The organism is Campylobacter porcelli (genome assembly GCF_002139855.1).
Taxonomy (GTDB): Bacteria; Campylobacterota; Campylobacteria; order Campylobacterales; family Campylobacteraceae; genus Campylobacter; species Campylobacter porcelli.
The window spans coordinates 1,302,576-1,324,170 of sequence record NZ_CP018789.1; the positions used below are offsets into that span (position 1 = coordinate 1,302,576).

Sequence of the window (21,595 nt, forward strand, 5' to 3'; positions counted from 1 at the left end):
CTTTTGGCTTACGCTTTCATTTTTTCAGCTTTAGCGATCGCCTCATCAATATTTCCTACCATATAGAACGCATTTTCTGGTAGGTGGTCATATTTACCCTCTAAAATACCTTTAAACCCTGCAATTGTCTCTTCAAGGCTTACATATTTACCAGGGCTACCTGTGAAAACTTCAGCTACGAAGAATGGTTGAGATAGGTATTTTTCTATCTTTCTAGCTCTATCAACTGTAAGTTTATCTTCTTCGCTAAGCTCATCCATACCAAGAATCGCAATAATATCTTGTAAATCTTTGTATTTTTGAAGCACAGCTTGAACACCACGAGCAATTTTATAGTGCTCTTCGCCTAAAATTTGCGGATCAAGCATTCTTGAAGTTGAATCTAGTGGATCAACCGCTGGATAGATACCTTTTTCAGCAATGGCACGATTAAGAACTGTTGTGGCATCAAGGTGAGCAAAAACAGTAGCCGGTGCTGGGTCAGTAAGGTCATCAGCTGGCACATATACAGCTTGAACAGATGTGATTGAGCCTTTTTTAGTCGATGTAATTCTCTCTTGAAGTTTCCCCATCTCACTAGCTAGCGTAGGCTGATAACCAACAGCACTAGGAATACGCCCAAGAAGTGCTGACATCTCTGAGCCTGATTGAGAAAATCTAAAGATATTATCAATAAACATAAGAACATCTAGCCCCATCTCATCACGGAAATACTCAGCCATTGTAAGACCAGTAAGTGCTATACGATTTCTTGCCCCTGGTGGCTCATTCATCTGTCCATAGCATAGGGCAACTTTATCTAAAACACCAGATTCTTTCATCTCATTATAAAGGTCATTACCCTCTCTTGTTCTTTCACCAACACCAGCAAATACAGAGTAACCGCTATGTTTAAACGCTACATTATGGATAAGCTCCATTATAATAACCGTTTTGCCAACACCAGCACCACCAAATAGCCCTACTTTACCACCTTTTGCATATGGGGCTAAAAGATCAACTACTTTAATACCAGTTTCAAAAATTTCACTCTTTGTGCTTTGCTCTTCAAATGGTGGTGGATCTCTATGAATAGACCATTTTTTATCAAAATTTTCTTCAGTACCCTCATCTATTAAGTCGCCTACAACATTAAAAATTCTACCCAAAACCTTTTCGCCAACTGGAACACTAATAGGCGTACCAAGAGCTGTAGCTTCTAAACCGCGAGTAAGACCTTCGCTCATATCCATAGCAATTGTTCTTACTCTATTATCGCCAAGATGTGCAGCAGTCTCTAATACTAATCTATGTCTATTGCCTTCAACAGTAAAATTTACTTCAATAGCTTCGTTAATTTTAGGCAAGTAGTCTGTGAAATCAACATCAACTACAGGACCCATAACTTGGCTAATTACACCTTTCATCATCACTCCTTATAAATTTACTTCATACTCTCAACGCCACTTATAATCTCTATAAGCTCTGTTGTAATGCTTTCTTGTCTTGCCTTATTATAAGCAAGATTTAACTCTCTTACTCTCTCTTTTGCGTTATTTGTGGCATTATCCATAGCTTGCATTCTAGCACTATGTTCAGCAGCCAAAGAGTCTATAAGAGCATAATACATACTATACTCAAAATATTTTCTCATAAGCTCATCAAGTATTCTATCATCATGCTCTGGCTCAAAATCCATCAATGAGTCATTTTGATTATCATCTTGAATTTTTGGAGGTTCAACTGGCACTATGGTATTAACCCTAATCTCTTGAGAGATCATATTTTTATAACCATTATGAACTAATACAACCTTATCAGTTACACCAGATGTAAAATCATTAATAGCTGCTCTTATCACCTCTTGAGCTTTTTCATATGTAGGTGCTGAGCTAACACCGCGATAACTTTCTAAAATTTCAATACCTTGAAAATTGAAAAATTCAATACCTTTTTTACCCACAGCCCTTAAGCGAACTTTGATTTTTTTAGCCTTATACTCATCTATCATATTTCTTATTGTTTTGATAGTTGCGATATTAAAACCACCACAAAGACCCTTATCAGCAGTAACAAAAATTATATCAACTTTCTCTAGCTTGGCCTCTGTGTCAAAAAATTTATTTCCTTCACCAACGATCTTAAATTTATTAATTTCGTAAGCAATCTCGCTTAAGACCTCATTGATCTTTAGAGCATAAACACGCGAATGGCGAGCTGCCTCTTCTGCTTTTTTGAGTTTAGCAGTAGAGACTAGCTTCATCGCCTTTGTAGTCTTTTGCGTATTTTGAACGCTCTTAATCTTTCTTTTAATATCCTTTAAATTTGACATATTTTAGCCTTATTCAGCGCTAAATATTGCTTTAAATTCATTTAATGCTTTATCTAGTGCTTCTTCAATATCTTTATCAAGTGCTTTTTTGTTACGAATTTGCTCAAAAATATCTGGGTATTTAGCCTCAATATACGGATAGAGCTCAGCTTCAAATTTAGTAACTGCCGATACTGGAATATCATCTAAATATCCATTACTACCTGCAAATATAATAACAACTTGATTTTCAACTGGAAGTGGGCTATATGGTGGTTGTTTTAACACTTCAACCATTCTTTGACCTCTTTCAAGTTGCTTTCTACTGCTCTCATCAAGATCACTTGCAAATTGAGCAAATGCTTGAAGTTCCCTATATTGAGCTAGATCAAGTCTTAGCGTTCCAGAGACTTTTTTGATAGCTTTTATCTGTGCTGCACCGCCAACACGGGATACAGATAGACCAACATTGATAGCTGGGCGGATACCTGAGTTAAATAGATCGCTCTCAAGGAAAATTTGACCATCTGTAATGGAGATAACATTTGTTGGGATATAAGCCGAAACATCGCCTGCTTGAGTTTCGATAATAGGTAAAGCTGTTAAGCTTCCTGCTCCTAGCTTATCACTTAGCTTACTTGCTCTTTCAAGTAGTCTTGAGTGTAGATAAAATACATCTCCTGGATAAGCCTCGCGACCTGGTGGGCGGCGAAGGATAAGCGACATCTCACGATAAGCCACAGCGTGTTTGCTTAAATCATCATAGATGATAAGAGCGTGGCGAGAGTTATCACGGAAATACTCTCCCATTGTTACACCTGCATATGGAGCTAGATATTGTAAGGCTGCTGCATCGCTTGCACTTGCATTTACAACAATTGTATAATCCATAGCACCATACTCTTCAAGCTTTTTGACAACTTGTGCTACGGTTGATTGCTTTTGACCGATAGCTACATAAATACATATAACATCTTGACCTTTTTGATTAATGATTGTATCAGTAGCGACTGTAGTTTTACCAGTTTGGCGGTCTCCAATAATAAGCTCCCTTTGACCTCTACCAATTGGCACAAGACCATCAATAGCTTTAATACCTGTTTGTAGCGGCTCATGGACAGATTTTCTAGCCATAATTCCTTTGGCTTTTTCTTCGATAAATCTACTTTCTGTAGCATCGATAGCACCTTTGCCATCTATTGGTTCGCCAAGAGCATTTACAACACGACCAATTAACGCATCACCAACTGGCACTCTAAGAAGTCTAGCAAGTCTCTTTACGCTACTTCCTTCTTTAATATCATTACAACTACCTAAGACAACAACCCCTACACTGCTCTCTTCTAGGTTTAATGCCATACCTTTTTGACCATTTTCAAATTCAACCATCTCGCCAGCCATGACATTCTTAAGACCATAAACATTTGCCACACCATCTGCGACTGATATAACTTTGCCAGTCTCTTCAATATTAACGCTAAGATCAAAGTTTTCTATGCGTTCTTTGATGATACTGCTAATCTCATCAGCTTTTAACTTAACACTCACGCTTTTACTCCTTATTAAATTGCTTTTAATATATATTCGCTCATTTGAGCCCTTAATCTATCAATTGAAAAACTAACTTCCACACCTAAATCATCAAGCTCAATTTTAATACCATTAAAATCATTTTTAATAGTCTCAAATTCAACCTTCACATCAAACTTATTAGAAAATTTACTCTCTAACTCACTTTTTTGTGCTGGAGTTATATCTATATTTCCAGATATTAAGCCTTTAAATTTAGAATCTCTTATAGCCTTTTGATACTCAAATTCTTTTGAAATTTCTGGTATTAAATGCAATCTATGTTTTTGACTTAAAAGCATTAGAAATCTACCCAATTTGCTATTTGAATTATCATCTATTAAAGATAGTAGAAAATCAGATTTAGACTTTGCATCAATCATAGGAGAGTCTATTATAAAGTTAAATTTAGATATAGAAAATGCAGATGCTAATTTTCTAAATTCCACACTTGCTTTATCAAATTCATTAGCATCTAAAGTAAGAATCAATGCTTTTACATATTTTTTAGCTACTACTTCTCTCATTAACTCACCTTCTTAATAATAAGATTAACAAGCTCGTTTTGATCAATTTTTATAGCTTCACTTGCAAATAGCTCATCTAAAACTTCGCTCACTACTGCTCTAACAAGCTTTCTCTCTTCAAATTCTTTTTGCTCTTCATAACTCTTTTCTAAGATATGGATCTCATTTTGAGTATCTTTTTCTATCTTAGCAAGCATAATCTCTATCTCTTTTTTGATAGCTTCAGAAAGCTCGCTTGCCATAACTTTAGCATTTTCTACCCTTTTAGCGGCTTCTTCTCTTTTAGCATTTGATGCTTTTAGCTTCTCTTGAATAGCATTTAATCTATTTGCAATAGAGTTAATCCTAGCATTATACGCAGCTTTTATAGGTTTAGCTATCAAGTAATATAGAATAGAAAAGAATATAACAAAGTTAATTACTCTAGGGACAATATCATATTCTCCACTTCCGCTACTAGCACCAAAGGCAAATATCGGAGCTATTAATAATAGAATAAATTTAATATTCATATAAAACTCCTATATTTTTGATAAAGAACCAGCAAGGGCACTTTTTAACTCTGGTATTTTGGTAGTTAAATTTGATTTTAACTCAGCCTTTCTATCAATCAATCCTGCTATAAAGCTATTATAATCAGCTTCTAAGCTCTCTTTTTTGATAGCGATTTTTGTAGCAGCTTTCTCTTTAGCTTCGCTTAAAGCAGCATGCTTTTTGGCTTGTGCTTCTGCCCTAGCGTCATTTAGTATCTTATCTATCTGAGCTTCATAATTTCCAACATCGCTAGCATTTTTACTAACGCTCTCTTCATCATTTTTGATAGATCTATTTCTATCATCAATGAAACCAAGCAATGGCTTGTAGAGAATAGAATTTAGCACAAAGATAAGCCCTAAAAAGATTACTAAAGTAATCAGCAACAACGGCGGATCTATCTGTAGCATCACTTCTCCTTATGTAATTTCATTAAAACTAGTCCGATATTTTACAATATTAAAAAATAAATTCTACTGAATTTTTTGAATTATTTTTATCATATTATCTATTTTTTTACTATCATTTAAATTTAATATCAATTTTTGACCATTTATCTTACATTTTATACCAAAATTTTCTATTAAATCTTTGAGTAAATTTAAATTTTCTACATCTTTTAAATCGCTTTTTATCTTTTTGTTTTGAGTGGTTGTTTTTAGTCGTTTTACTAAATTTTCAGTATCTCTTACGCTTAATTTTTGTCCCATGATAGTATCAGCAACTAGCTTTTGATTATCGCTATTAAGGCCTACCATTATCTTAGCGTGACCTTGAGTGATTTTGCCATCATCTATCAATTTTTTTGTATATTCATCAAGCCCTAAAAGTCTAAGAGTATTTGTAATTTGCGTTCGGCTCTTTTTAACTATAGTTGAAAGTGCCTCTTGAGTGATTTTATAATCATTAATTAGCTCTTGATATGAGTTGGCTAACTCTATTGGGCTTAGATTTTCTCTTTGGATATTCTCAATTAGTGCTAATTCTCTTAAATTTTTATCTGCAATACTAGCTACAATTGCCTTAATCTTGCTAAGTCCAAGTAACTTGCTAGCCCTTAGGCGTCTCTCCCCAGCAATTAGCGTAAAATCATCACCATCTCTAATGACGATTATAGGCTGTATTAATCCATGTCTTTCAATGCTTTGGCTAAGCTCTTTTAAGGCTTCATCGCTAAAGTTTTTTCTAGGCTGAAATGGATTTGGCTTGATTTTATCAATATCAATCTCAGCTACTAACTCTTTATTTAACTCCTTATTATACGCCTGTTCTACATCACCTAAAATAGAATCTAGTCCCCTACCAAGTGCCATAATCTACCCCATTATAGAGTGAGCTAAATTTTGATAAGCTTGTGAGCCACTTGATTTAATATCATACAAAATCACTGGCTTACCAAAGCTTGGGCTCTCGGCTAATTTGACATTTCTAGGGATAATGACAAACCCATCTTCGCAATTTTCAGCCTTAAATAATTTATTTCTAAAGTGCTTTTTAAGATCAGCCACAGTCTCCTTAGAGAGATTATTTTGCGCGCTATACATTGTAGGCAAAAATCCTTTTATTGTTAGCTTTGGATTTATCGTCTCTTTTATTACTTTTACGGTGTTAAAAATTTGAGCTAAGCCCTCCATAGCGTAGAATTCACACTGAATTGGGATAATAACGCTATCACTTGCAGTAAGCGCATTAATAGTCAAAATCCCAAGAGTTGGCGGGCTATCAATTATTATATAATCATAGCTATCACGGATTGCGGCAAGCTTATTTTTTAATATGGTTTTATAATCTCTATTTTGTTCGCTAAATTCTTGCTCAATCCCTACTAAACCAATATTTGATGGGGCGATATCAAGCATTTTTAGCTCTGTTTTTAAAACTATATCATTTATATTTTTTCTACCTGTTAATACATGGTAGATATTAAACTCATAATCACTTCTTTTAAATCCCAAGCCAGTTGTCGCATTGGCTTGTGGGTCAATATCAAGTAGCAAAACTCTCTTTTCGGCTACAGCCAAAGAGGCCGCCAAATTCACAGCAGTAGTAGTTTTACCTACCCCGCCTTTTTGATTAGCAATGGTTATAATCTCACTCATCTTGCTGAATATACCTTTTTATCATTTATTATTATTGAGCCATCACTTTGTAGCTTGGCCTCACTTAAGCTTACTTGCTTATCATCTAAATGTATGTAAAAACTCTTTGATAACTCAAATTCTACCAAATATTTGCTAAAAATTTGCTTCCATTTTGGCTTGGCACTTAAAAATTTAAAGTATAAATCTATTATATCATCTCTATCAAGTGCTATATCTAGGCAATCTGCGTAGTGTGGAGAGTATTTTAAATTTAAACCTATACCGCATATGTAGATGCTATTAATCTTAGTAGTGATGATACCTGCTATTTTGCGACTACCAAGGTAAATATCATTTGGCCACTTTAGCCAAAGCTTTGAGCCTCTATCCCTTAGGGCTAAAACTAAAATAAAAGCAAAATATATACTAGCTGATGCAGGCTCTAGATCATCTACAAGCTCACTCTCATCTATAGCAAAACTTAGATATAAATTGCCCTTTGGACTCTCCCAGCTATTTGCCCTACTGCCTATACCTTGGCTTTGTCTATCTGCGACAATAGCATATGGTGGAGATATTTTAAGCGATTTTATCCCATCAATTAAATAAGTTTGAGTAGATTCACACTCACAAAGATACTCTATCTCCAAGACCAATCCTTTTACCATTTAAATAGCTTCTTGCATTTACTGGCTTCTTACTAGCAGCTTGTAAAGTCTTGATAAATATGCTACCGCCATTTACCCCAAGCACAAATCCATCATCATTTAAGCTTAAAATTTCTCCAACTTCACCATTTAAGCTAGAAATTTCCATATCTAAAATCTTAACTCCATCTTTAGTAAAAATTCCTGGCCAACCATAATATGCTAAAAATTTTGCCCAAATCTCACTAGCAGTTTCAACCTCTAAATTTACTAATCCATCATCTTTTTTGATCTTTTTACACTTCGAACTAAGGGCATTAAACTGGCTAATTGGTTTGATATTATCATACTCATTTAATACTTTAATAGTTAAATTTGCTGCCATATCGCTTAATTTTTCAAACAATTCATATGAGTTCATCTGCCCTATATCAAGAATACTATAGGCCAAAATATCCCCACTATCAAGCCCTATATCCATCTTCATAGCCGTTACGCCACTTAGGCTTTGCTTGTTTAAAATTGCTGATTGTATAGGCGAGGCACCACGATAATCTGGAAGTAAAGAAGCGTGAAGATTTATACAAGGCGAAATATCTAAAATTTCTTTTGGCAAAATCTGCCCATAAGCTGCTACAACTATAAAATCTGGCTTTAGCGACTCAATATGCTCTTTTACCCCATCATCTCTAAGCGAATTTGGCTGATAAACTACGCTATCAAGCCCTAAATTTATAGCCAATTTTTTCACATCTGGCGGAGTTAAGCTCCCACTTCTACCAACTGGCTTATCTGGTTGAGTATAGATAGCAAGGATATTAAATCTAGCTTTATAAATTTCATTTAAAATTCTACTAGCATAACTTGGGGTTCCCATAAAAACGATATTTTTCATATTTTTGCCTTAAAAATTGTCCCACCAATTTGATTTGAATTTAAAAGAAACTCCCTAGCCACGCTAAGATCAAATCCACTAGCTAAAAACATATCTTTTCCATTTTTCATCAAAAAATCAGCCGCTAAAAGCTTTGTGGTTATCCCACCGGTGCCGTGCTTTGAGCCTGTTTGAGAAATTTTGATTAGCTCTGATTCATCTATATTATTTACAACTTGGCGAATTGTCGCACTCTTATCCATGCTTGGATCGGCTGTATAATATCCATCTATATCGCTTAATATCACCAATAAATCAGCGTCAAAATAATACGCCACCGCACTTGAGAGCCTATCATTATCGCCATAAACTATCTCGCTAATCCCTGTGGAGTCATTCTCATTTATAATTGGTAAAATTTTATTTTCAAGCAAGCCATTGATGACATTTTTGGCATGATTTGTAATCTTTCTAGAGTCAAAATCCCCAGCAGTAAGCAAAATTTGAGCCGCCATTTTACCATATTTTGATAGCGATTTAGAGTAAATTTCCATTAGATATGGCTGCCCTAAACTAGACAAAATTTGCTTATTTACAACACTTGTTCTTGGTAGATTAAATTTAGCTTGACCAGCACTAATTGCACCGCTACTAACTAGTATTACCTCAAATTTATCACTTAAATCGCTTAGAAATTGGCAAAGATTATCTATCCTATTTTGATTGATTGAACCCTCATCGCTTAAGACATGGGAGCCTACTTTTATAACCACTCTTTTCATCAATTATTGCCTTAAATTCAAAAATAAATTTCGTGATTATACTATTTTTGGCTTAAAAATTTGGTTAGAGAATAAAAGCAGTAAATACCGCTTTTATACCAAAATATCATATTTTATATTTCTTTACAAAATACAAAATTTACTAAAACAAATTTATCACTACTATTTTTTAGAATAAAATTAACTAAATTTCAAATCAAGCATCTCTAAAAGCCTAAATTTAAGCTCTTTTATATTCTCATTACTCACACTTGAAATTGGCATTACAAAATATGGAAGAGAAATATCGATTTTATAGCCATCTTGCTTAGCCATAAAACCAAACTCACTCATAAAATCTTGAATTTTCTCATCAATATCGTAGGCCACATCAGCCCTTGTCAAGGCTATGGCGTAGCTTTTTTTAGCTAGAAGTGGTGAGAATTTCTCTATTTCAGCTCTTAGGGTTTCAAACTGCTCTTTGAGTGAGCGATAATTTGCTAAATCTATCATATAAAGCAAAATTTTTGTTCTTTCAATATGCTTTAAAAATTGTATCCCAAGCCCTCTACCATCGCTAGCACCCTCTATAATCCCTGGTATATCAGCCATCACAAATCCATTAAATTCATCAACTTCTACAAGACCTAGCTTTGGAGTAAGGGTGGTAAATTCATAATTTGCTACTTGCGGTTTTGCATTTGATATGGTTGAGATTAGCGTAGATTTGCCTACATTTGGAAATCCTACTAAACCAACATCGGCTATTAGCTTTAGCTCTAAGCGGATATTTCTCATCTGACCTGCAAGTCCTGGCTGAGCCTTTGTCGGAGCTTGATTTACGCTTGTTTTAAAATGAACATTTCCAAGTCCGCCCTTTCCACCTACCAAAAATAGCTCTTTTTGACCTTGCGTTGTTAAATCTAGCAACATCTCGCCACTATCATTATCATAGACAATAGTCCCAGGTGGAACGATTAATTCAAGGCTTTGCCCCTTTTTACCACTCATATTTCTAGGAAGTCCAGGCTGACCATTTTGAGCTTTTAAAACCCTTTTGCCCTTATAATTAGCTAGTGTGTGGGTATTATTATCAACTATGAAATATACATCTCCACCATTTCCGCCATCGCCACCATCTGGCCCACCTAATAAAACATGCTTTTCACGGCGAAAACTAGCACATCCAGCACCACCTTTGCCACTACTTACGCTAAAATTTACGCTATCTATAAACATTTGAATATCCCTTTATTTCAAGGTTAATAAGAAGAAAATTAAAAAGAAAAGCCCCAAATTTGGGGCTTAAATTATGCGGCTGGATAGACAGAAACTTTTTTTCTATCTTTATCTTTTCTTTCAAATTTTACAAAGCCATCAACTAATGCAAATATAGTGTGATCTTTACCCATACCTACATTATTGCCTGGATGAGTAGCAGTGCCTCTTTGGCGAATGATGATATTTCCAGCTCTTACGAACTCGCCACCAAATTTTTTAACACCTAAACGACGACCGATACTATCACGGTTATTTTGGGTTGAGCCTTGACCTTTTTTGTGTGCCATACTTTACTCCTTAGGCTTTGATACTTGTAACTTTTACGCGAGTATATTCTCTTCTAAAACCGCGTTTTAATTTTGAGTCTTTTCTTCTGCGTTTTTTATAGATAACAACTTTTTTATCTTTACCTTCGCATACTACTTCTAAAACAACTTTTGCACCACTTACAAACGGCGCACCTACCTTTAAATTGCCATCATTAACTGCTAAAACCTCAGTGATTTCAACAATTGACTTTGCTTCAGCTTCAAAATGATCTAAATTTAGGAAGTCGCCTTCACTAACTTTATACTGTTTTGAGCCGTGTTTGATAATTGCATACATCAAACTATCCTTTATATTTTGGTAAGACCAATAAGCATTCTTAGGCTAAATTTGCTAAAGAAATTTATGGGGCTTATTTGGTTGTAAGGCGTGATTATACTTTAAACTATATAAATTCAAGCTGAAAAATAAATTTAAAATCAAAACCTACTCATTGGTTAATCAAGAAATATTAACTTTATCTAATTTTTTAAATTTTCTATGTTTTACCAATACTAAAATTCCAAATATGCCAAACAAAACCCCTATAACGCTTAATACTCCTTGATATTTTACATAAGCTAATTCATCGTATTTTTCCACACTAAAATCATCATTCACAGTCACACTAAACTCACTCTTATGTTCGCCATGATCACTAAAAGCAGTAAGTTCTATACGATAAATCCCAGATTTTGGTGGTAAAAATGCAAATTTGCCATAAGAATCAGTTTGACCATGAAGTAAGGCTATAGCCGAATCACCTTCGTAAATATCTATTTTACCATACGCAACTGGAGTATTTTGAGTAAAATTTGCTGATATTATGATGGCTTTACCATCATTAACAGTATAACTAACACCGTGGGCAAAGCCAAAAATAACACATAGAAATATTAATAATATAAATTTCATTATTTTAACTCAAAGGATATAGAACTTTGTAAAAGCAAGGTATTTGCATTTGGATCATTTAACTCTTGTTCGCTATCTATAGCTGCAATTACATTTAGTCCTTTTTCTTTTATCTCGATTTGAGCTATGCCAAATTTATTCGTAACACTCTTGCTCTTCTCTTTGCCAACTTCAAAACCAATACCCTCTATAGGCTCTCCATTTTTTAATACAAGCACAGGAAGATAATCTCCAATTTTTAATTTAAATGGATTGCTTAAAGCTATAACTTCTAATTTTAACCCAATTGGGGATACTAAATTTTGATTCCATGAAAAATATGTTTTACCTAATTTAACACTCCTAGAAGTTGAAAATACTACGCCTTTTACTGAGTTTTTTCCACCATCTATAAAGTCTCCGCCTTTATCACTTTCCACCCAGTATCCAGCATCAAATGCACTTGCTATTATAGCTGGCTTTGCAGCGGTAAGTACTTCTGGAGTTTTATTTTCTCCAAAATGATAATTAATACCAGTTTTAATCTCTTTTAAGCTCTCATCATATGCTTTAGCATCTATTAGCTGATTTGATTTATATGGAGAGAAATCTCCGTGAGCCCAAAATTTTACTTCAAATTTATTTGTGCCTACATTTTGAGTAACAACCTGATGAGCACAAAGTGTTGTAGCAACGCTCATAACTGTAGCCAAAAATAGTTTTTTATACATGGTAAATTCTCCTAAAATATTAAAGTGATTTTGATTATATCTATAATAAACTTAATTGTTTATATATTAAAAAATTAATTAAATTTTTTAATATATAAACAATAAATTAATTAAATTACAAAATTTTAATAATAAGAGGTAAATTTATATGGTTCGCTCCAAAATATGGAGCGAATGAATTATTTATAGCTCTGGTTTTGGAGTAGCTTCTGTGCTTGCTGGGAATTGTGGATAGATAACTTTTGGTTTTTCGCCTGTTAGAGCATTTAAGAAAGTAATAATGCTTTTTGCTTCAGCATCGCTAATTTCTATACCCAATTGGACGCTTCCCATCTCTTTTACAGCCTCTTCAAGCTTCCAAATAGCACCATTGTGGAAGTATGGAGCAGTCTCTGTTACATTTCTTAAAGTAGGAGTTTTAACCATACCATTTGCATCACCTTTAAAGTCGCCAACATTAGCAAATTTATATTTACCAGCTACTTCAAATGCTTGCATAGAGCCACCTAGATTTACGCCAGTATGACAAGTAACACAGCCTTTATCAATGAAAGTTTGTAAGCCTTGTTTTTCAGCTTTATTTAGAGCTTTTAAGTTGCCATTCATAAATTTATCAAATTTAGATGGAGTAAGAAGGGTTCTTTCAAAACTTGCAATCGCATCAGCTATATTATCAAATGTTATACCATCTTTGTATATTTTTTTAAATTCAGCTTGATATTCAGGAAGTGAGCTAATTCTCTCTACAGCTAATTTAGCTGGAGTTGCCATCTCTGGTTCAGCCTCGATAGGACCTTTGGCTTGATCTACTAAAGTCATAGCACGACCATCCCAAAATTGAGTTGTATTTAGCACAGAGTTATAAACTGTTGGGCTATTTAGATGATGCGGATTTATCGTCCATTTGTGGCCTACAGCAGCAGCAATACCATCAGTTCCACCTAGACCTAGGTTGTGGCATGTATTACAGCTGATTATACCGCTTTTTGATAGGCGTGGTTCAAAATATAGCTTTTTACCAAGTTCAGCTTTTGCTTCGCTAAATTTATTTGGCTTTACACCTATCTCTTTTAGCAACTCATCAACTTGCGCTTGTGTGGTTGGAAGTGCTCTTAAACCAGCATCCTTAGCAGCTTTTAAAAGATCAGCATCGCTAGCTGCAAATACAGATGTAGCAACTAATACAGAACCTAAAAGTAATGTACCTTTCATAAAAAACTCCTTACAAAATTTAGTTTGCGATGAGTAATATAGTAATTGAAAGTAAATAAAAAATAAATTTTTTAACTTGATAAAATCACTCATTTACAATTATTTTTATTAAATATAAAATTTACTTATTTTATTTAAGATAATTTTAATCTTTTTTAAATGATAGAATGGGGTTTAAAAGCTATTTAAACGAAAATATGATTAATATAAATAGTTAAATTTATAATAAAATTTTATATAAAAATTCCAAAAAAATTTTAAATAAGTGTTACAAAAAGTAATAAAATTTCACATTATGAAGAGTTAATTCTTAAAAAATTATGCTAAAAATTGTTGATTTTTATTTAAAATTTAACCATATAATTATTATCAATTTTATATAAGGATATATCACAATGAAAAAGATAGCCATAACATCGGTTTTAAGCTCTAGTTTGCTATTTGGTGCTTTAAGCGAGTCTGAAATTTTAGAGATTGTCAAAGGCGGCAATAGCAATTTAAAATACTCTATTGAATCACGCAAAAATCTACCAAATACAAATTACGAAGAGATCAAAATTAAAATGAGCGATGGAAAAAATAGCGTTTATACGGCACTTTATAGCGATGGAAAATATATTTTTCCTGATATTATAGATGTCAAAAATAGGTTTAGTTATCTGGCAAATTTTGAAAACGAACAAAATAAAATCGCTCTAAAAGAGGCTAGCAAATCTCTTGGAAAAGTGATAAAATCACTGCCAAAAGATAGCATTATCACTCTTGGAAATGATAAAGATAAAGAAGTTAAATATCTATTTACCGATCCTGATTGTCCATATTGTCGTCAAGATTTAGAATTAATAGAAAATAAACTTAAAAACTCAAATTTAAAAGTTATTCTAGCACCGGTAGCATCGCATGGGATACCAGCTATTAAAAAATCAATCGCTATCTTAGATGAAGTTAAAGATGCTAAAGATGACGCAAGCAAGATCGCAATATTAAGAAAATACTTCTTGCCTGATGCAAAAGAGCCACAAAATATCAGCGATAAAAGGGTGAGCCAATTTAAATCTCAAGTAGATAAAATTTATGCTACTGGTGCTGTGCGTGGCGTGCCTACGCTAATAGATGAAAAAGATTTAGGGCTATAAATCAAAAATTTATATAAAAGAAAGAAAATGAAAAATCTAGCCATAATTACCGCACGAGGCGGCTCAAAGCGAATTCCACGCAAGAATATTAAGGAATTTATGGGTAAGCCAATGATAGCTTATGCCATAGATGCTTGTATAAAAGCAAATATCTTCGATGAGATTATGGTCTCAACAGATGATGATGAGATAGCAAGTATAGCCAAAAATCTTGGTGCTAAAGTGCCATTTATGAGATCGATTAAAAACTCAGATGATTACGCCACTACAAATGATGTCTTAATAGAGGTGGTTGATAAGTATAGGAGTCTTGGCAAAAATCCAAGCGTGATATGCTGCGTCTATCCTTGTGTGCCATTTTTAAATGGGGATATTTTGCGTGATGCGTATGATAAATTTATATCTAGCGGTGCTGATGGGCTTACTCCAGTGGTTAAATTTAGCTTTCCTATCCAAAGGGCATTTAGAATTGTAGATGGCTTTTTACGCTATAATGAGCCACAAAATGCTTTAAAAAGAAGTCAGGATTTAGAGCCTATGTATCACGATGCGGGTATGTTTTATTTCCATAAAACTTCAAATATTAATAGCGATAATATCATGCCATACATAATAGATGAATCCCTAGCTCAAGATATTGATACAATGGAGGATTGGAATATGGCACAAATCAAATTTAAGGTTAAAAATGAGTTATAAAATCGGCTTAAAACTTTGGAGTTTAAATGAGAATTATATATCACCAGCCAAAGAGCTATTTGAGCGTGGAGTATATGATTATATCGAGCTTTACGCTGTGCCAAATAGCCTTGATATGATAGCAAAGTGGAAGAGCCTAGCTAGGAATTGTGGGGTTAAATTTGCCATTCACGCTCCGCATTTTAGTAGTGGGCTTGATTTTTCTAATCCTAATAAGCTTAATTATAATTTAAATTTATGCGAAGAGGTCAAGATATATAGTAATGAGCTTGAAGCCCTATATACGATATTTCATCCAGGTATTGGTGGAGAGCTTTTAGAGAGTATAAGGCAGATGAAAATGATAAAAGATCTCAAATTTGCTATAGAAAATAAACCATATATCGTGCCAATGGAGGGTGGAACTGCCTTTTGCGTTGGGGCGGATTTTGATAGTATTAAGCGTATTTTAGATGAAGTTGGGTGTGATTTTTGTCTTGATGCGGGACATGCGCTTTGTAGTGCGAATTTTCAAGGGTTAAATCCATATGATTATATCGCTAAATTAAACGAGCTAAAGCCTAGAATTTATCATATTAGCGATAATGATGTGAAGTCTAAATTTGATGCTCATTTGCATTTTGGAGATGGAAATATCGAGCTTGATAGGGTTTTATCTCTTTTGGTTGGTGGGGAGTTTTTAGCCATTGAGACAATCAAAGATAGTAAAGAGAATTTAGATGATTTCATCAAAGATTCAAACTATTTAAAAAATATTATTGCGAATTTTAATGACAAGGCGTTATAGCAATGATACAAAGTAGTATAATTACGATAAATACAATTCTTAAATATATAATATCTCCTTTTATGGAGAAATTATACAAAAGTTTGAATTTGATTTAAAATATCTATTCAAACCATAATGTCGCTCCATCTTTTAAAGTCCATACTCATATGTGTTGCTCTGCTTGTAAAAGGCTCATAAGATTTTAAATACTCCTTGGTTAATTTCATATTATCAAAATTTATTAAAATAATCCGCTCTTTATAATTTTTATTATATTAAAAGTTGCTAGAGATGCGATTAAATAGTGATTTGGTAGCTATTAAGCAATGATATTAAATTTAGAAGTAGTAAATATTTGATAATAATTATTAAATAATTAAAGAAAATTTTTAATATTTTTTATATATCTTATCGCTTAAATCTCCTATTTTTATAATATTAATTTAAAGTTATTTTGAGTATAATTATCAAAAAAATTGGAGATTTAAATGGAATTTTTAAAAGAGTATATAGATCATATAATATTTGCCACGCTTGGGATTATGGCTTTTGTGGCGTGTTGGTGTGTTATTGAGAGAGTTTTGTTTTTAAAAAGAGTTGATATAGATAATTATCAAAATCAAACCGAGCTAGATAACGCCCTAAGCTACAATCTCACTACTCTATATATAATCTACTCAAATGCCCCATATGTCGGACTTTTAGGCACCGTTATTGGGATTATGATTAGCTTTTATGATATGAGCATTTCAGCTACTATTGATGTTAAAAGTGTGGTTTTGGGTCTTTCGTTAGCGCTTAAAGCAACTGCGCTTGGACTATTAGTAGCAATTCCTAGCTTGATAGCTTATAACTATCTTTTGCGAGGTGTGAATTTGATATCTAGCAAATATCAAAATAGGATAGAATCTTGATTAAATTACCTAAAAACGAAGGGCTAAATATCATCCCATTTATCGATATTATCTTAGTTGTCTTAGCGATGGTTTTAAGCATCTCAACCTTTATCGCAAGTGGTAAAATCAAAGTAGATTTGCCAAGTGCTAGCTCTGCTAAACCGCTTGAGTCTAAGGAGAAATTAACCATCATAATAGACCAAGATGATAAATTTTATATTGATGATACGCAAATTAGCATTGATGAACTAAGCAATAAAATATCAATCACGCCAAAGGATACAATAGTAGAGCTAAAAAGCGATAAAGAGGCGAAATTTGATAGTTTTGTCAAAGTCATAGATATATTAAAATTAAATCATCACGAAAATTTCGCTATCATCACAGAAAGAGCGCAATAATGAGATATATCTTAAATTCAACCAAAACACAATCATTTTGTCTAACTACTATACTGTTTTTGCCGTTTCTTTGGCTTGGGTTAAATCTATTAAAGCCCATTACTCCATCTATTAGCAATGATAATAGCATATCTTTAAGCCAGATTATCCAAGCCCCATCCAAACAAGCCAGTCCCGCCCCAACTCACAATATCAAGCCTATAATAGAGCCAATTACTAAGCCACTTGAAGCAATCAAAAAGCCACCAATAAAAAAGCCAAGACACAGACCAAAACAAGCTATAAAACCAGCTACACAGCCAATACCAGAGCAAGTAGCACAGATGGCTACGACAAGTGCTAACTCTCAAGCCCCTTTGGCTCAAGTTAATTCAGCCGAGCAAATAGAGAGCTTTAATATCTCAAATTCAACCAATCATCCATTCTTAGCTGCGATAAAATCGGCAATTGATAAAGAGCATAGATATCCTAGAATGGCTAGAAAATTAAGACAGCAAGGCGAAGTTGTGGTGAAATTCACATGGACTAAGGATATGAAGCTTAAATTTCTTAAAATTATAAAAGGCTCACCATATGAGATATTAAACGACGCCGCATTAACCACTATTTTAGATGCGTCAAAGCACTTTCCAAAATATGATAAAACCATAGAAATTCAAATTCCATTAGTCTATAAAATATCATAAATTCACCCCTAAACTCCCATCCAAATAGCCAAAAATCAAAATACTATTTAAATTTGGTATTATTTTGGCTTACAAGCTATAATTTTGGATTTTTTGGATAAAATCTATAAAATTAAATTTGGAGTTGATATGAATCCATTTGTTATAGCTGAAATGTCAGCAAACCACTGCGGTGATAAGAATTTAGCCTTTAAAATCATAAAAGCCGCTAAAGATGCAGGTGCCGATGCTATCAAAGTTCAAACCTACACCGCCGATACCATCACGATTGATTCTAGGGATGAGATTTTCATGACTAGAGATGATGAGCTTTGGGCTGGGCAGAGCCTGTATGAGCTTTATCAAAAGGCCTATACCCCTTGGGAGTGGCAAGGCGAGCTTAAGGCTTATGCTGATGAGATTGGGATTGAGTTTTTTAGCACTCCATTTGATTTTAGTGCTGTTGATTTTTTAGAAAGTATCAATGTAAGTAGGTATAAAATAGCCTCATTTGAAGCGATGGATTATCCGCTTATTCGCTACGCAGCAAAGCATAAAAAGCCTATGATTATCTCAACTGGGGTATCTGAAATTGAAGAAATTTATGAGGCAATTGAAGCTTGTAAAAGTGTCGGAAACAATGATATAACCATTCTTAAATGCACTTCTGATTATCCAGCTAAGATAGAGGATATGAATATTGCCACCATAGCTGATATGGTAGCTAGATTTAGCCCACTTGGCGTTAAAGTTGGTCTAAGCGATCACTCAATGAGCCTAGAGGTGCCAATTTGCGCTGTTGCCCTTGGGGCTAGTGTGATAGAGAAGCACTTCACACTTGATAGAGCCTTAGGCGGTGAAGATAGCGGATTTTCTCTTAATTATGATGAGTTTAGCGCCATGGCAAAAGCAGTCAAAAATGCCTATAAGGCTCTAGGCAAGGTAGATTATAGCTTTGATGAGAAAAATCGCAAATATGCTAGATCGCTTTTTGTAACAAAAGATATTAAAAAAGGGGAAATTTTAACCCCACAAAATATACGCTCCATTCGCCCAGCTCAAGGCTTACACCCTAAATATTATGATGAAGTAATAGGCAAAAGAGCCACAAAAGATCTTAAATTTGCCAAGCCTTTAGAATTTAGCGATTTTGAGTAAAACTATGCAAAAAGTATATATAATAGCTGAAGCAGGGGTAAATCACAATGGCAGTTTAGATATCGCTAAAGCCTTGATAGATGAGGCTTACAGGGCTGGAGCAGATGCGGTGAAATTTCAAACTTTTAAGGCTGAGAATTTAGCTAGTAAAACGGCTTTAAAAGCTAGTTATCAAAAGCAAACTACAAATGCCAACCAAAGTCAATATGATATGCTAAAAGCCCTTGAGCTAAGCTATGATGACCATGTTGAGCTAATCTCACACGCTAAAAGCCTTGGGATTGACTTTTTATCTACGGCTTTTGATATAGACTCAGCTAATATGCTCTATGAGCTTGGGATTAAGAGTTTTAAAATTCCAAGTGGGGAGATTACAAATTTACCCCTACTTCGCACCATAGCTAAATTTCAAAAACCGATAATTCTCTCAACTGGTATGGCGACAATGAGTGAAATAGGCGATGCTTTAAGCATTCTTACGCAATATACAAAGCTAGAAAATATCACGATTTTACACGCCAATACGCAGTATCCAACCCCATTTTGTGATGTGAATTTAAAAGCGATGAATAGCATTGGGGCGGAATTTGGGGTTAAATTTGGCTATAGCGATCACACTTTGGGGATTTATGTGCCTATTGGGGCTGTTGCCCTTGGCGCTAGCGTGATAGAGAAGCACTTCACACTTGATAAAACTCAAAATGGCCCAGATCACAAAGCTAGTTCAGAGCCAAATGAGCTAAAAATGATGGTAGATGGGATTAGGGCTATGGAGGCCTCTTTAGGCGATGGTATCAAGCGTCCAAGCCCAAGCGAGATTGAAAATATCAATATCGTTAGAAAATCCATAGTAGCAAAGCGTGATATTATTAAGGGGGAAATTTTAAATGAGCAAAATATCACCACCAAAAGAAGCCTTCTAATTGGCATAAGTCCGATGAAATGGGATAAAGTCATAGGGCAAATAGCTAAAAAAGATTATAAAAAAGATGAGATAATATGAGAAAAATTTGTGTAATTACAGGCTCTAGGGCTGAGTATGGGCTATTATATTGGCTTATTAGTGAGCTTAGCATTAGTGATAGTCTAAGACTTCAGCTAGTAGTTACAGGTAGCCATCTAAGAAGCGAATATGGCAATACATATTTAGAAATTCAAAATGAGTTTAATATCGATAAAAAAGTAGATATATTAAATTTCTCCAATGACGCTCTTGGCGTGTGTAAATCAATGGGTGAAGCTATTAGCAAAATTGGCAAAGCCTTAAGTGAGCTTAGCCCTGATATTGTGGTTGTTTTGGGTGATAGATATGAGATATTTTGTGCTGCGGCGGCTGCTTTGGTACTTGGAATTCCTATAGCTCATATTCATGGTGGTGAGCTAAGTGCTGGAGCGATAGATGAAGCGTTTAGACATAGCATTACTAAGATGGCAAATATCCATTTTACCGCAACCAAAGAGTATGCTAAAAGGGTGGCTCAGCTAGGAGAGGATCCTAAATTTATATTTAATGTCGGTGGAATGGGGATTGAAAATATCAAAAGATTAAAGCTTTTAAGCAAAAGAAAATTTCAAGACTCAATCAAATTTAAATTAAATAAGAAAAATATCTTAGTTACATACCATCCACTCACTACAAAAAAGGATAGTCAAGATGACTTTAAAGAGATTTTAAAAGCCCTAAGTGAGCTAAAAGATACAAATATCATCTTTACCAAAGCCAATAGCGATGCTGGTGGAATGGCTATAAATAAAATGATAGATGAGTATGTCAAATCCCACCCAAACTCCATCGCCTTTGCCTCTTTGGGTAGCTTAAGGTATTTAAGTGCTTTAAAATATGTAGATATAATCTTAGGCAATAGCTCAAGCGGTCTTTTAGAAGCCCCAAGCTTAGGGGTTGCTACTATAAATGTAGGCTCTAGGCAAGATGGTAGATTAAAGGCTTTAAGCGTCATCGATACTAAGCCGATTAAATCTCAAATTTTAAAAGCGATAAAACTAGCCTACACTTCAAAATTTCAAAAAATAGTCCAAAAAAAGCAAAATCCATATGGCAACTCAAAACCTAGCAAAGCCATAATAAAGGTGCTAAAAAATATAAATTTAAAAGGCATAACAGTAAAAAAATTTAAGGATATAGTATGAGAGATTGGGGGGGGTA

The 21,595-nt window shown here is 34.2% G+C and carries 26 protein-coding genes; 9 read left to right on the top strand and 17 right to left on the bottom strand.

Annotated elements, in window-relative coordinates; genetic code table 11:
* Window positions 1–8: 8 nt before the first annotated feature.
* From atpD to CSUIS_RS06620, 17 genes are all read right to left on the bottom strand, one after another.
* Window positions 9–1,406: a F0F1 ATP synthase subunit beta gene (gene atpD / locus CSUIS_RS06540; protein ID WP_086298061.1), complete on the bottom strand. Its 1,398-nt coding sequence runs from the start codon at window positions 1,404–1,406 to the stop codon at window positions 9–11.
* Window positions 1,407–1,423: 17 nt separating this feature from the next.
* On the bottom strand, window positions 1,424–2,311 hold the full coding sequence (atpG, locus tag CSUIS_RS06545) for an ATP synthase F1 subunit gamma (protein ID WP_086237895.1): 888 nt from the start codon (window positions 2,309–2,311) through the stop codon (window positions 1,424–1,426).
* A gap of 9 nt (window positions 2,312–2,320) precedes the next feature.
* Complete coding sequence (gene atpA / locus CSUIS_RS06550) at window positions 2,321–3,838, bottom strand: F0F1 ATP synthase subunit alpha (protein WP_086237894.1); 1,518 nt, start codon at window positions 3,836–3,838, stop codon at window positions 2,321–2,323.
* Window positions 3,839–3,852: 14 nt separating this feature from the next.
* A complete protein-coding gene (locus tag CSUIS_RS06555; protein WP_086298089.1) occupies window positions 3,853–4,386 on the bottom strand; it encodes a F0F1 ATP synthase subunit delta in 534 nt (177 codons plus the stop codon).
* Window positions 4,386–4,898, bottom strand: a complete 513-nt coding sequence (locus CSUIS_RS06560) for a F0F1 ATP synthase subunit B (RefSeq protein WP_086237892.1) — start codon at window positions 4,896–4,898, stop codon at window positions 4,386–4,388. The genes CSUIS_RS06555 and CSUIS_RS06560 overlap by 1 nt, the downstream gene beginning before the upstream one ends.
* A gap of 9 nt (window positions 4,899–4,907) precedes the next feature.
* On the bottom strand, window positions 4,908–5,330 hold the full coding sequence (locus CSUIS_RS06565; protein WP_086237891.1) for a FoF1 ATP synthase subunit B': 423 nt from the start codon (window positions 5,328–5,330) through the stop codon (window positions 4,908–4,910).
* Between the two features lie 63 nt (window positions 5,331–5,393).
* Entirely contained in the window at window positions 5,394–6,233 is an 840-nt protein-coding gene (locus tag CSUIS_RS06570; protein WP_086298091.1) for a ParB/RepB/Spo0J family partition protein, read from the bottom strand.
* A 3-nt stretch (window positions 6,234–6,236) separates the two neighbouring features.
* Window positions 6,237–7,019: a ParA family protein gene (locus tag CSUIS_RS06575; RefSeq protein ID WP_086298093.1), complete on the bottom strand. Its 783-nt coding sequence runs from the start codon at window positions 7,017–7,019 to the stop codon at window positions 6,237–6,239.
* On the bottom strand, window positions 7,016–7,669 hold the full coding sequence (locus tag CSUIS_RS06580; protein WP_236845304.1) for a biotin--[acetyl-CoA-carboxylase] ligase: 654 nt from the start codon (window positions 7,667–7,669) through the stop codon (window positions 7,016–7,018). The genes CSUIS_RS06575 and CSUIS_RS06580 overlap by 4 nt, the downstream gene beginning before the upstream one ends.
* Window positions 7,629–8,543, bottom strand: a complete 915-nt coding sequence (gene fmt, locus CSUIS_RS06585; RefSeq protein ID WP_086298095.1) for a methionyl-tRNA formyltransferase — start codon at window positions 8,541–8,543, stop codon at window positions 7,629–7,631. Before fmt ends, CSUIS_RS06580 begins: the two co-directional genes overlap by 41 nt.
* Window positions 8,540–9,304 (bottom strand): glutamate 5-kinase, encoded by a 765-nt coding sequence (gene proB, locus CSUIS_RS06590; protein ID WP_086237886.1) that lies wholly within the window; start codon window positions 9,302–9,304, stop codon window positions 8,540–8,542. Before proB ends, fmt begins: the two co-directional genes overlap by 4 nt.
* Window positions 9,305–9,484: 180 nt before the next feature.
* Complete coding sequence (obgE, locus tag CSUIS_RS06595; protein ID WP_086298097.1) at window positions 9,485–10,522, bottom strand: GTPase ObgE; 1,038 nt, start codon at window positions 10,520–10,522, stop codon at window positions 9,485–9,487.
* Window positions 10,523–10,593: 71 nt separating this feature from the next.
* Entirely contained in the window at window positions 10,594–10,851 is a 258-nt protein-coding gene (gene rpmA, locus CSUIS_RS06600; RefSeq protein WP_038455086.1) for a 50S ribosomal protein L27, read from the bottom strand.
* 10 nt (window positions 10,852–10,861) lie between these two features.
* Window positions 10,862–11,170 carry a 50S ribosomal protein L21 gene (gene rplU / locus CSUIS_RS06605; RefSeq protein ID WP_086237883.1) on the bottom strand — a complete coding sequence of 103 codons (309 nt, stop codon included), beginning with the start codon at window positions 11,168–11,170 and terminating at the stop codon, window positions 10,862–10,864.
* Between the two features lie 162 nt (window positions 11,171–11,332).
* Window positions 11,333–11,785 carry a hypothetical protein gene (locus CSUIS_RS06610; protein ID WP_086237882.1) on the bottom strand — a complete coding sequence of 151 codons (453 nt, stop codon included), beginning with the start codon at window positions 11,783–11,785 and terminating at the stop codon, window positions 11,333–11,335.
* Complete coding sequence (locus CSUIS_RS06615; RefSeq protein WP_086237881.1) at window positions 11,785–12,495, bottom strand: DUF4198 domain-containing protein; 711 nt, start codon at window positions 12,493–12,495, stop codon at window positions 11,785–11,787. The genes CSUIS_RS06610 and CSUIS_RS06615 overlap by 1 nt, the downstream gene beginning before the upstream one ends.
* Before the next feature lie 183 nt (window positions 12,496–12,678).
* Window positions 12,679–13,707: a cytochrome-c peroxidase gene (locus CSUIS_RS06620; RefSeq protein WP_086237880.1), complete on the bottom strand. Its 1,029-nt coding sequence runs from the start codon at window positions 13,705–13,707 to the stop codon at window positions 12,679–12,681.
* Window positions 13,708–14,102: 395 nt separating this feature from the next.
* Between CSUIS_RS06620 and CSUIS_RS06625 the strand changes: the two genes are divergently transcribed.
* From CSUIS_RS06625 to neuC, 9 genes are all read left to right on the top strand, one after another.
* Window positions 14,103–14,843, top strand: a complete 741-nt coding sequence (locus CSUIS_RS06625; RefSeq protein WP_086298099.1) for a thioredoxin domain-containing protein — start codon at window positions 14,103–14,105, stop codon at window positions 14,841–14,843.
* Between the two features lie 27 nt (window positions 14,844–14,870).
* Window positions 14,871–15,542 carry a pseudaminic acid cytidylyltransferase gene (pseF, locus tag CSUIS_RS06630; protein ID WP_086298102.1) on the top strand — a complete coding sequence of 224 codons (672 nt, stop codon included), beginning with the start codon at window positions 14,871–14,873 and terminating at the stop codon, window positions 15,540–15,542.
* On the top strand, window positions 15,532–16,329 hold the full coding sequence (locus CSUIS_RS06635) for a sugar phosphate isomerase/epimerase family protein (protein ID WP_086242545.1): 798 nt from the start codon (window positions 15,532–15,534) through the stop codon (window positions 16,327–16,329). The genes pseF and CSUIS_RS06635 overlap by 11 nt, the downstream gene beginning before the upstream one ends.
* A gap of 470 nt (window positions 16,330–16,799) precedes the next feature.
* Window positions 16,800–17,225: a TonB-system energizer ExbB gene (exbB, locus tag CSUIS_RS06640; RefSeq protein WP_086298105.1), complete on the top strand. Its 426-nt coding sequence runs from the start codon at window positions 16,800–16,802 to the stop codon at window positions 17,223–17,225.
* Window positions 17,222–17,608: a TonB system transport protein ExbD gene (exbD, locus tag CSUIS_RS06645; protein WP_086298109.1), complete on the top strand. Its 387-nt coding sequence runs from the start codon at window positions 17,222–17,224 to the stop codon at window positions 17,606–17,608. Before exbB ends, exbD begins: the two co-directional genes overlap by 4 nt.
* The gene (locus tag CSUIS_RS06650) at window positions 17,608–18,294 is read left to right on the top strand and encodes an energy transducer TonB (protein ID WP_086298113.1); all 687 of its coding nucleotides are present in this window, start codon (window positions 17,608–17,610) and stop codon (window positions 18,292–18,294) included. Before exbD ends, CSUIS_RS06650 begins: the two co-directional genes overlap by 1 nt.
* 129 nt (window positions 18,295–18,423) lie before the next feature.
* Window positions 18,424–19,431: a pseudaminic acid synthase gene (gene pseI / locus CSUIS_RS06655; protein ID WP_086298608.1), complete on the top strand. Its 1,008-nt coding sequence runs from the start codon at window positions 18,424–18,426 to the stop codon at window positions 19,429–19,431.
* A 4-nt stretch (window positions 19,432–19,435) separates the two neighbouring features.
* Window positions 19,436–20,434 carry an N-acetylneuraminate synthase gene (gene neuB, locus CSUIS_RS06660; RefSeq protein ID WP_086298610.1) on the top strand — a complete coding sequence of 333 codons (999 nt, stop codon included), beginning with the start codon at window positions 19,436–19,438 and terminating at the stop codon, window positions 20,432–20,434.
* A complete protein-coding gene (gene neuC, locus CSUIS_RS06665; RefSeq protein ID WP_086298116.1) occupies window positions 20,431–21,579 on the top strand; it encodes a UDP-N-acetylglucosamine 2-epimerase in 1,149 nt (382 codons plus the stop codon). The genes neuB and neuC overlap by 4 nt, the downstream gene beginning before the upstream one ends.
* Window positions 21,580–21,595: the final 16 nt, after the last annotated feature.

Excerpts from the sequence above, each read along its gene's own strand:
- atpD (WP_086298061.1), bottom strand. The coding sequence starts at position 1,406 with ATGAAAGGTGTAATTAGCCAAGTTATGGGTCCTGTAGTTGATGTTGAT.
- atpG (WP_086237895.1), bottom strand. The coding sequence starts at position 2,311 with ATGTCAAATTTAAAGGATATTAAAAGAAAGATTAAGAGCGTTCAAAAT.
- CSUIS_RS06555 (WP_086298089.1), bottom strand. The coding sequence starts at position 4,386 with ATGAGAGAAGTAGTAGCTAAAAAATATGTAAAAGCATTGATTCTTACT.
- CSUIS_RS06560 (WP_086237892.1), bottom strand. The coding sequence starts at position 4,898 with ATGAATATTAAATTTATTCTATTATTAATAGCTCCGATATTTGCCTTT.
- CSUIS_RS06565 (WP_086237891.1), bottom strand. The coding sequence starts at position 5,330 with ATGCTACAGATAGATCCGCCGTTGTTGCTGATTACTTTAGTAATCTTT.
- CSUIS_RS06570 (WP_086298091.1), bottom strand. The coding sequence starts at position 6,233 with ATGGCACTTGGTAGGGGACTAGATTCTATTTTAGGTGATGTAGAACAG.
- CSUIS_RS06575 (WP_086298093.1), bottom strand. The coding sequence starts at position 7,019 with ATGAGTGAGATTATAACCATTGCTAATCAAAAAGGCGGGGTAGGTAAA.
- CSUIS_RS06580 (WP_236845304.1), bottom strand. The coding sequence starts at position 7,669 with ATGGTAAAAGGATTGGTCTTGGAGATAGAGTATCTTTGTGAGTGTGAA.
- fmt (WP_086298095.1), bottom strand. The coding sequence starts at position 8,543 with ATGAAAAATATCGTTTTTATGGGAACCCCAAGTTATGCTAGTAGAATT.
- proB (WP_086237886.1), bottom strand. The coding sequence starts at position 9,304 with ATGAAAAGAGTGGTTATAAAAGTAGGCTCCCATGTCTTAAGCGATGAG.
- obgE (WP_086298097.1), bottom strand. The coding sequence starts at position 10,522 with ATGTTTATAGATAGCGTAAATTTTAGCGTAAGTAGTGGCAAAGGTGGT.
- rpmA (WP_038455086.1), bottom strand. The coding sequence starts at position 10,851 with ATGGCACACAAAAAAGGTCAAGGCTCAACCCAAAATAACCGTGATAGT.
- rplU (WP_086237883.1), bottom strand. The coding sequence starts at position 11,170 with ATGTATGCAATTATCAAACACGGCTCAAAACAGTATAAAGTTAGTGAA.
- CSUIS_RS06610 (WP_086237882.1), bottom strand. The coding sequence starts at position 11,785 with ATGAAATTTATATTATTAATATTTCTATGTGTTATTTTTGGCTTTGCC.
- CSUIS_RS06615 (WP_086237881.1), bottom strand. The coding sequence starts at position 12,495 with ATGTATAAAAAACTATTTTTGGCTACAGTTATGAGCGTTGCTACAACA.
- CSUIS_RS06620 (WP_086237880.1), bottom strand. The coding sequence starts at position 13,707 with ATGAAAGGTACATTACTTTTAGGTTCTGTATTAGTTGCTACATCTGTA.
- CSUIS_RS06625 (WP_086298099.1), top strand. The coding sequence starts at position 14,103 with ATGAAAAAGATAGCCATAACATCGGTTTTAAGCTCTAGTTTGCTATTT.
- pseF (WP_086298102.1), top strand. The coding sequence starts at position 14,871 with ATGAAAAATCTAGCCATAATTACCGCACGAGGCGGCTCAAAGCGAATT.
- CSUIS_RS06635 (WP_086242545.1), top strand. The coding sequence starts at position 15,532 with ATGAGTTATAAAATCGGCTTAAAACTTTGGAGTTTAAATGAGAATTAT.
- exbB (WP_086298105.1), top strand. The coding sequence starts at position 16,800 with ATGGAATTTTTAAAAGAGTATATAGATCATATAATATTTGCCACGCTT.
- CSUIS_RS06650 (WP_086298113.1), top strand. The coding sequence starts at position 17,608 with ATGAGATATATCTTAAATTCAACCAAAACACAATCATTTTGTCTAACT.
- pseI (WP_086298608.1), top strand. The coding sequence starts at position 18,424 with ATGAATCCATTTGTTATAGCTGAAATGTCAGCAAACCACTGCGGTGAT.
- neuB (WP_086298610.1), top strand. The coding sequence starts at position 19,436 with ATGCAAAAAGTATATATAATAGCTGAAGCAGGGGTAAATCACAATGGC.
- neuC (WP_086298116.1), top strand. The coding sequence starts at position 20,431 with ATGAGAAAAATTTGTGTAATTACAGGCTCTAGGGCTGAGTATGGGCTA.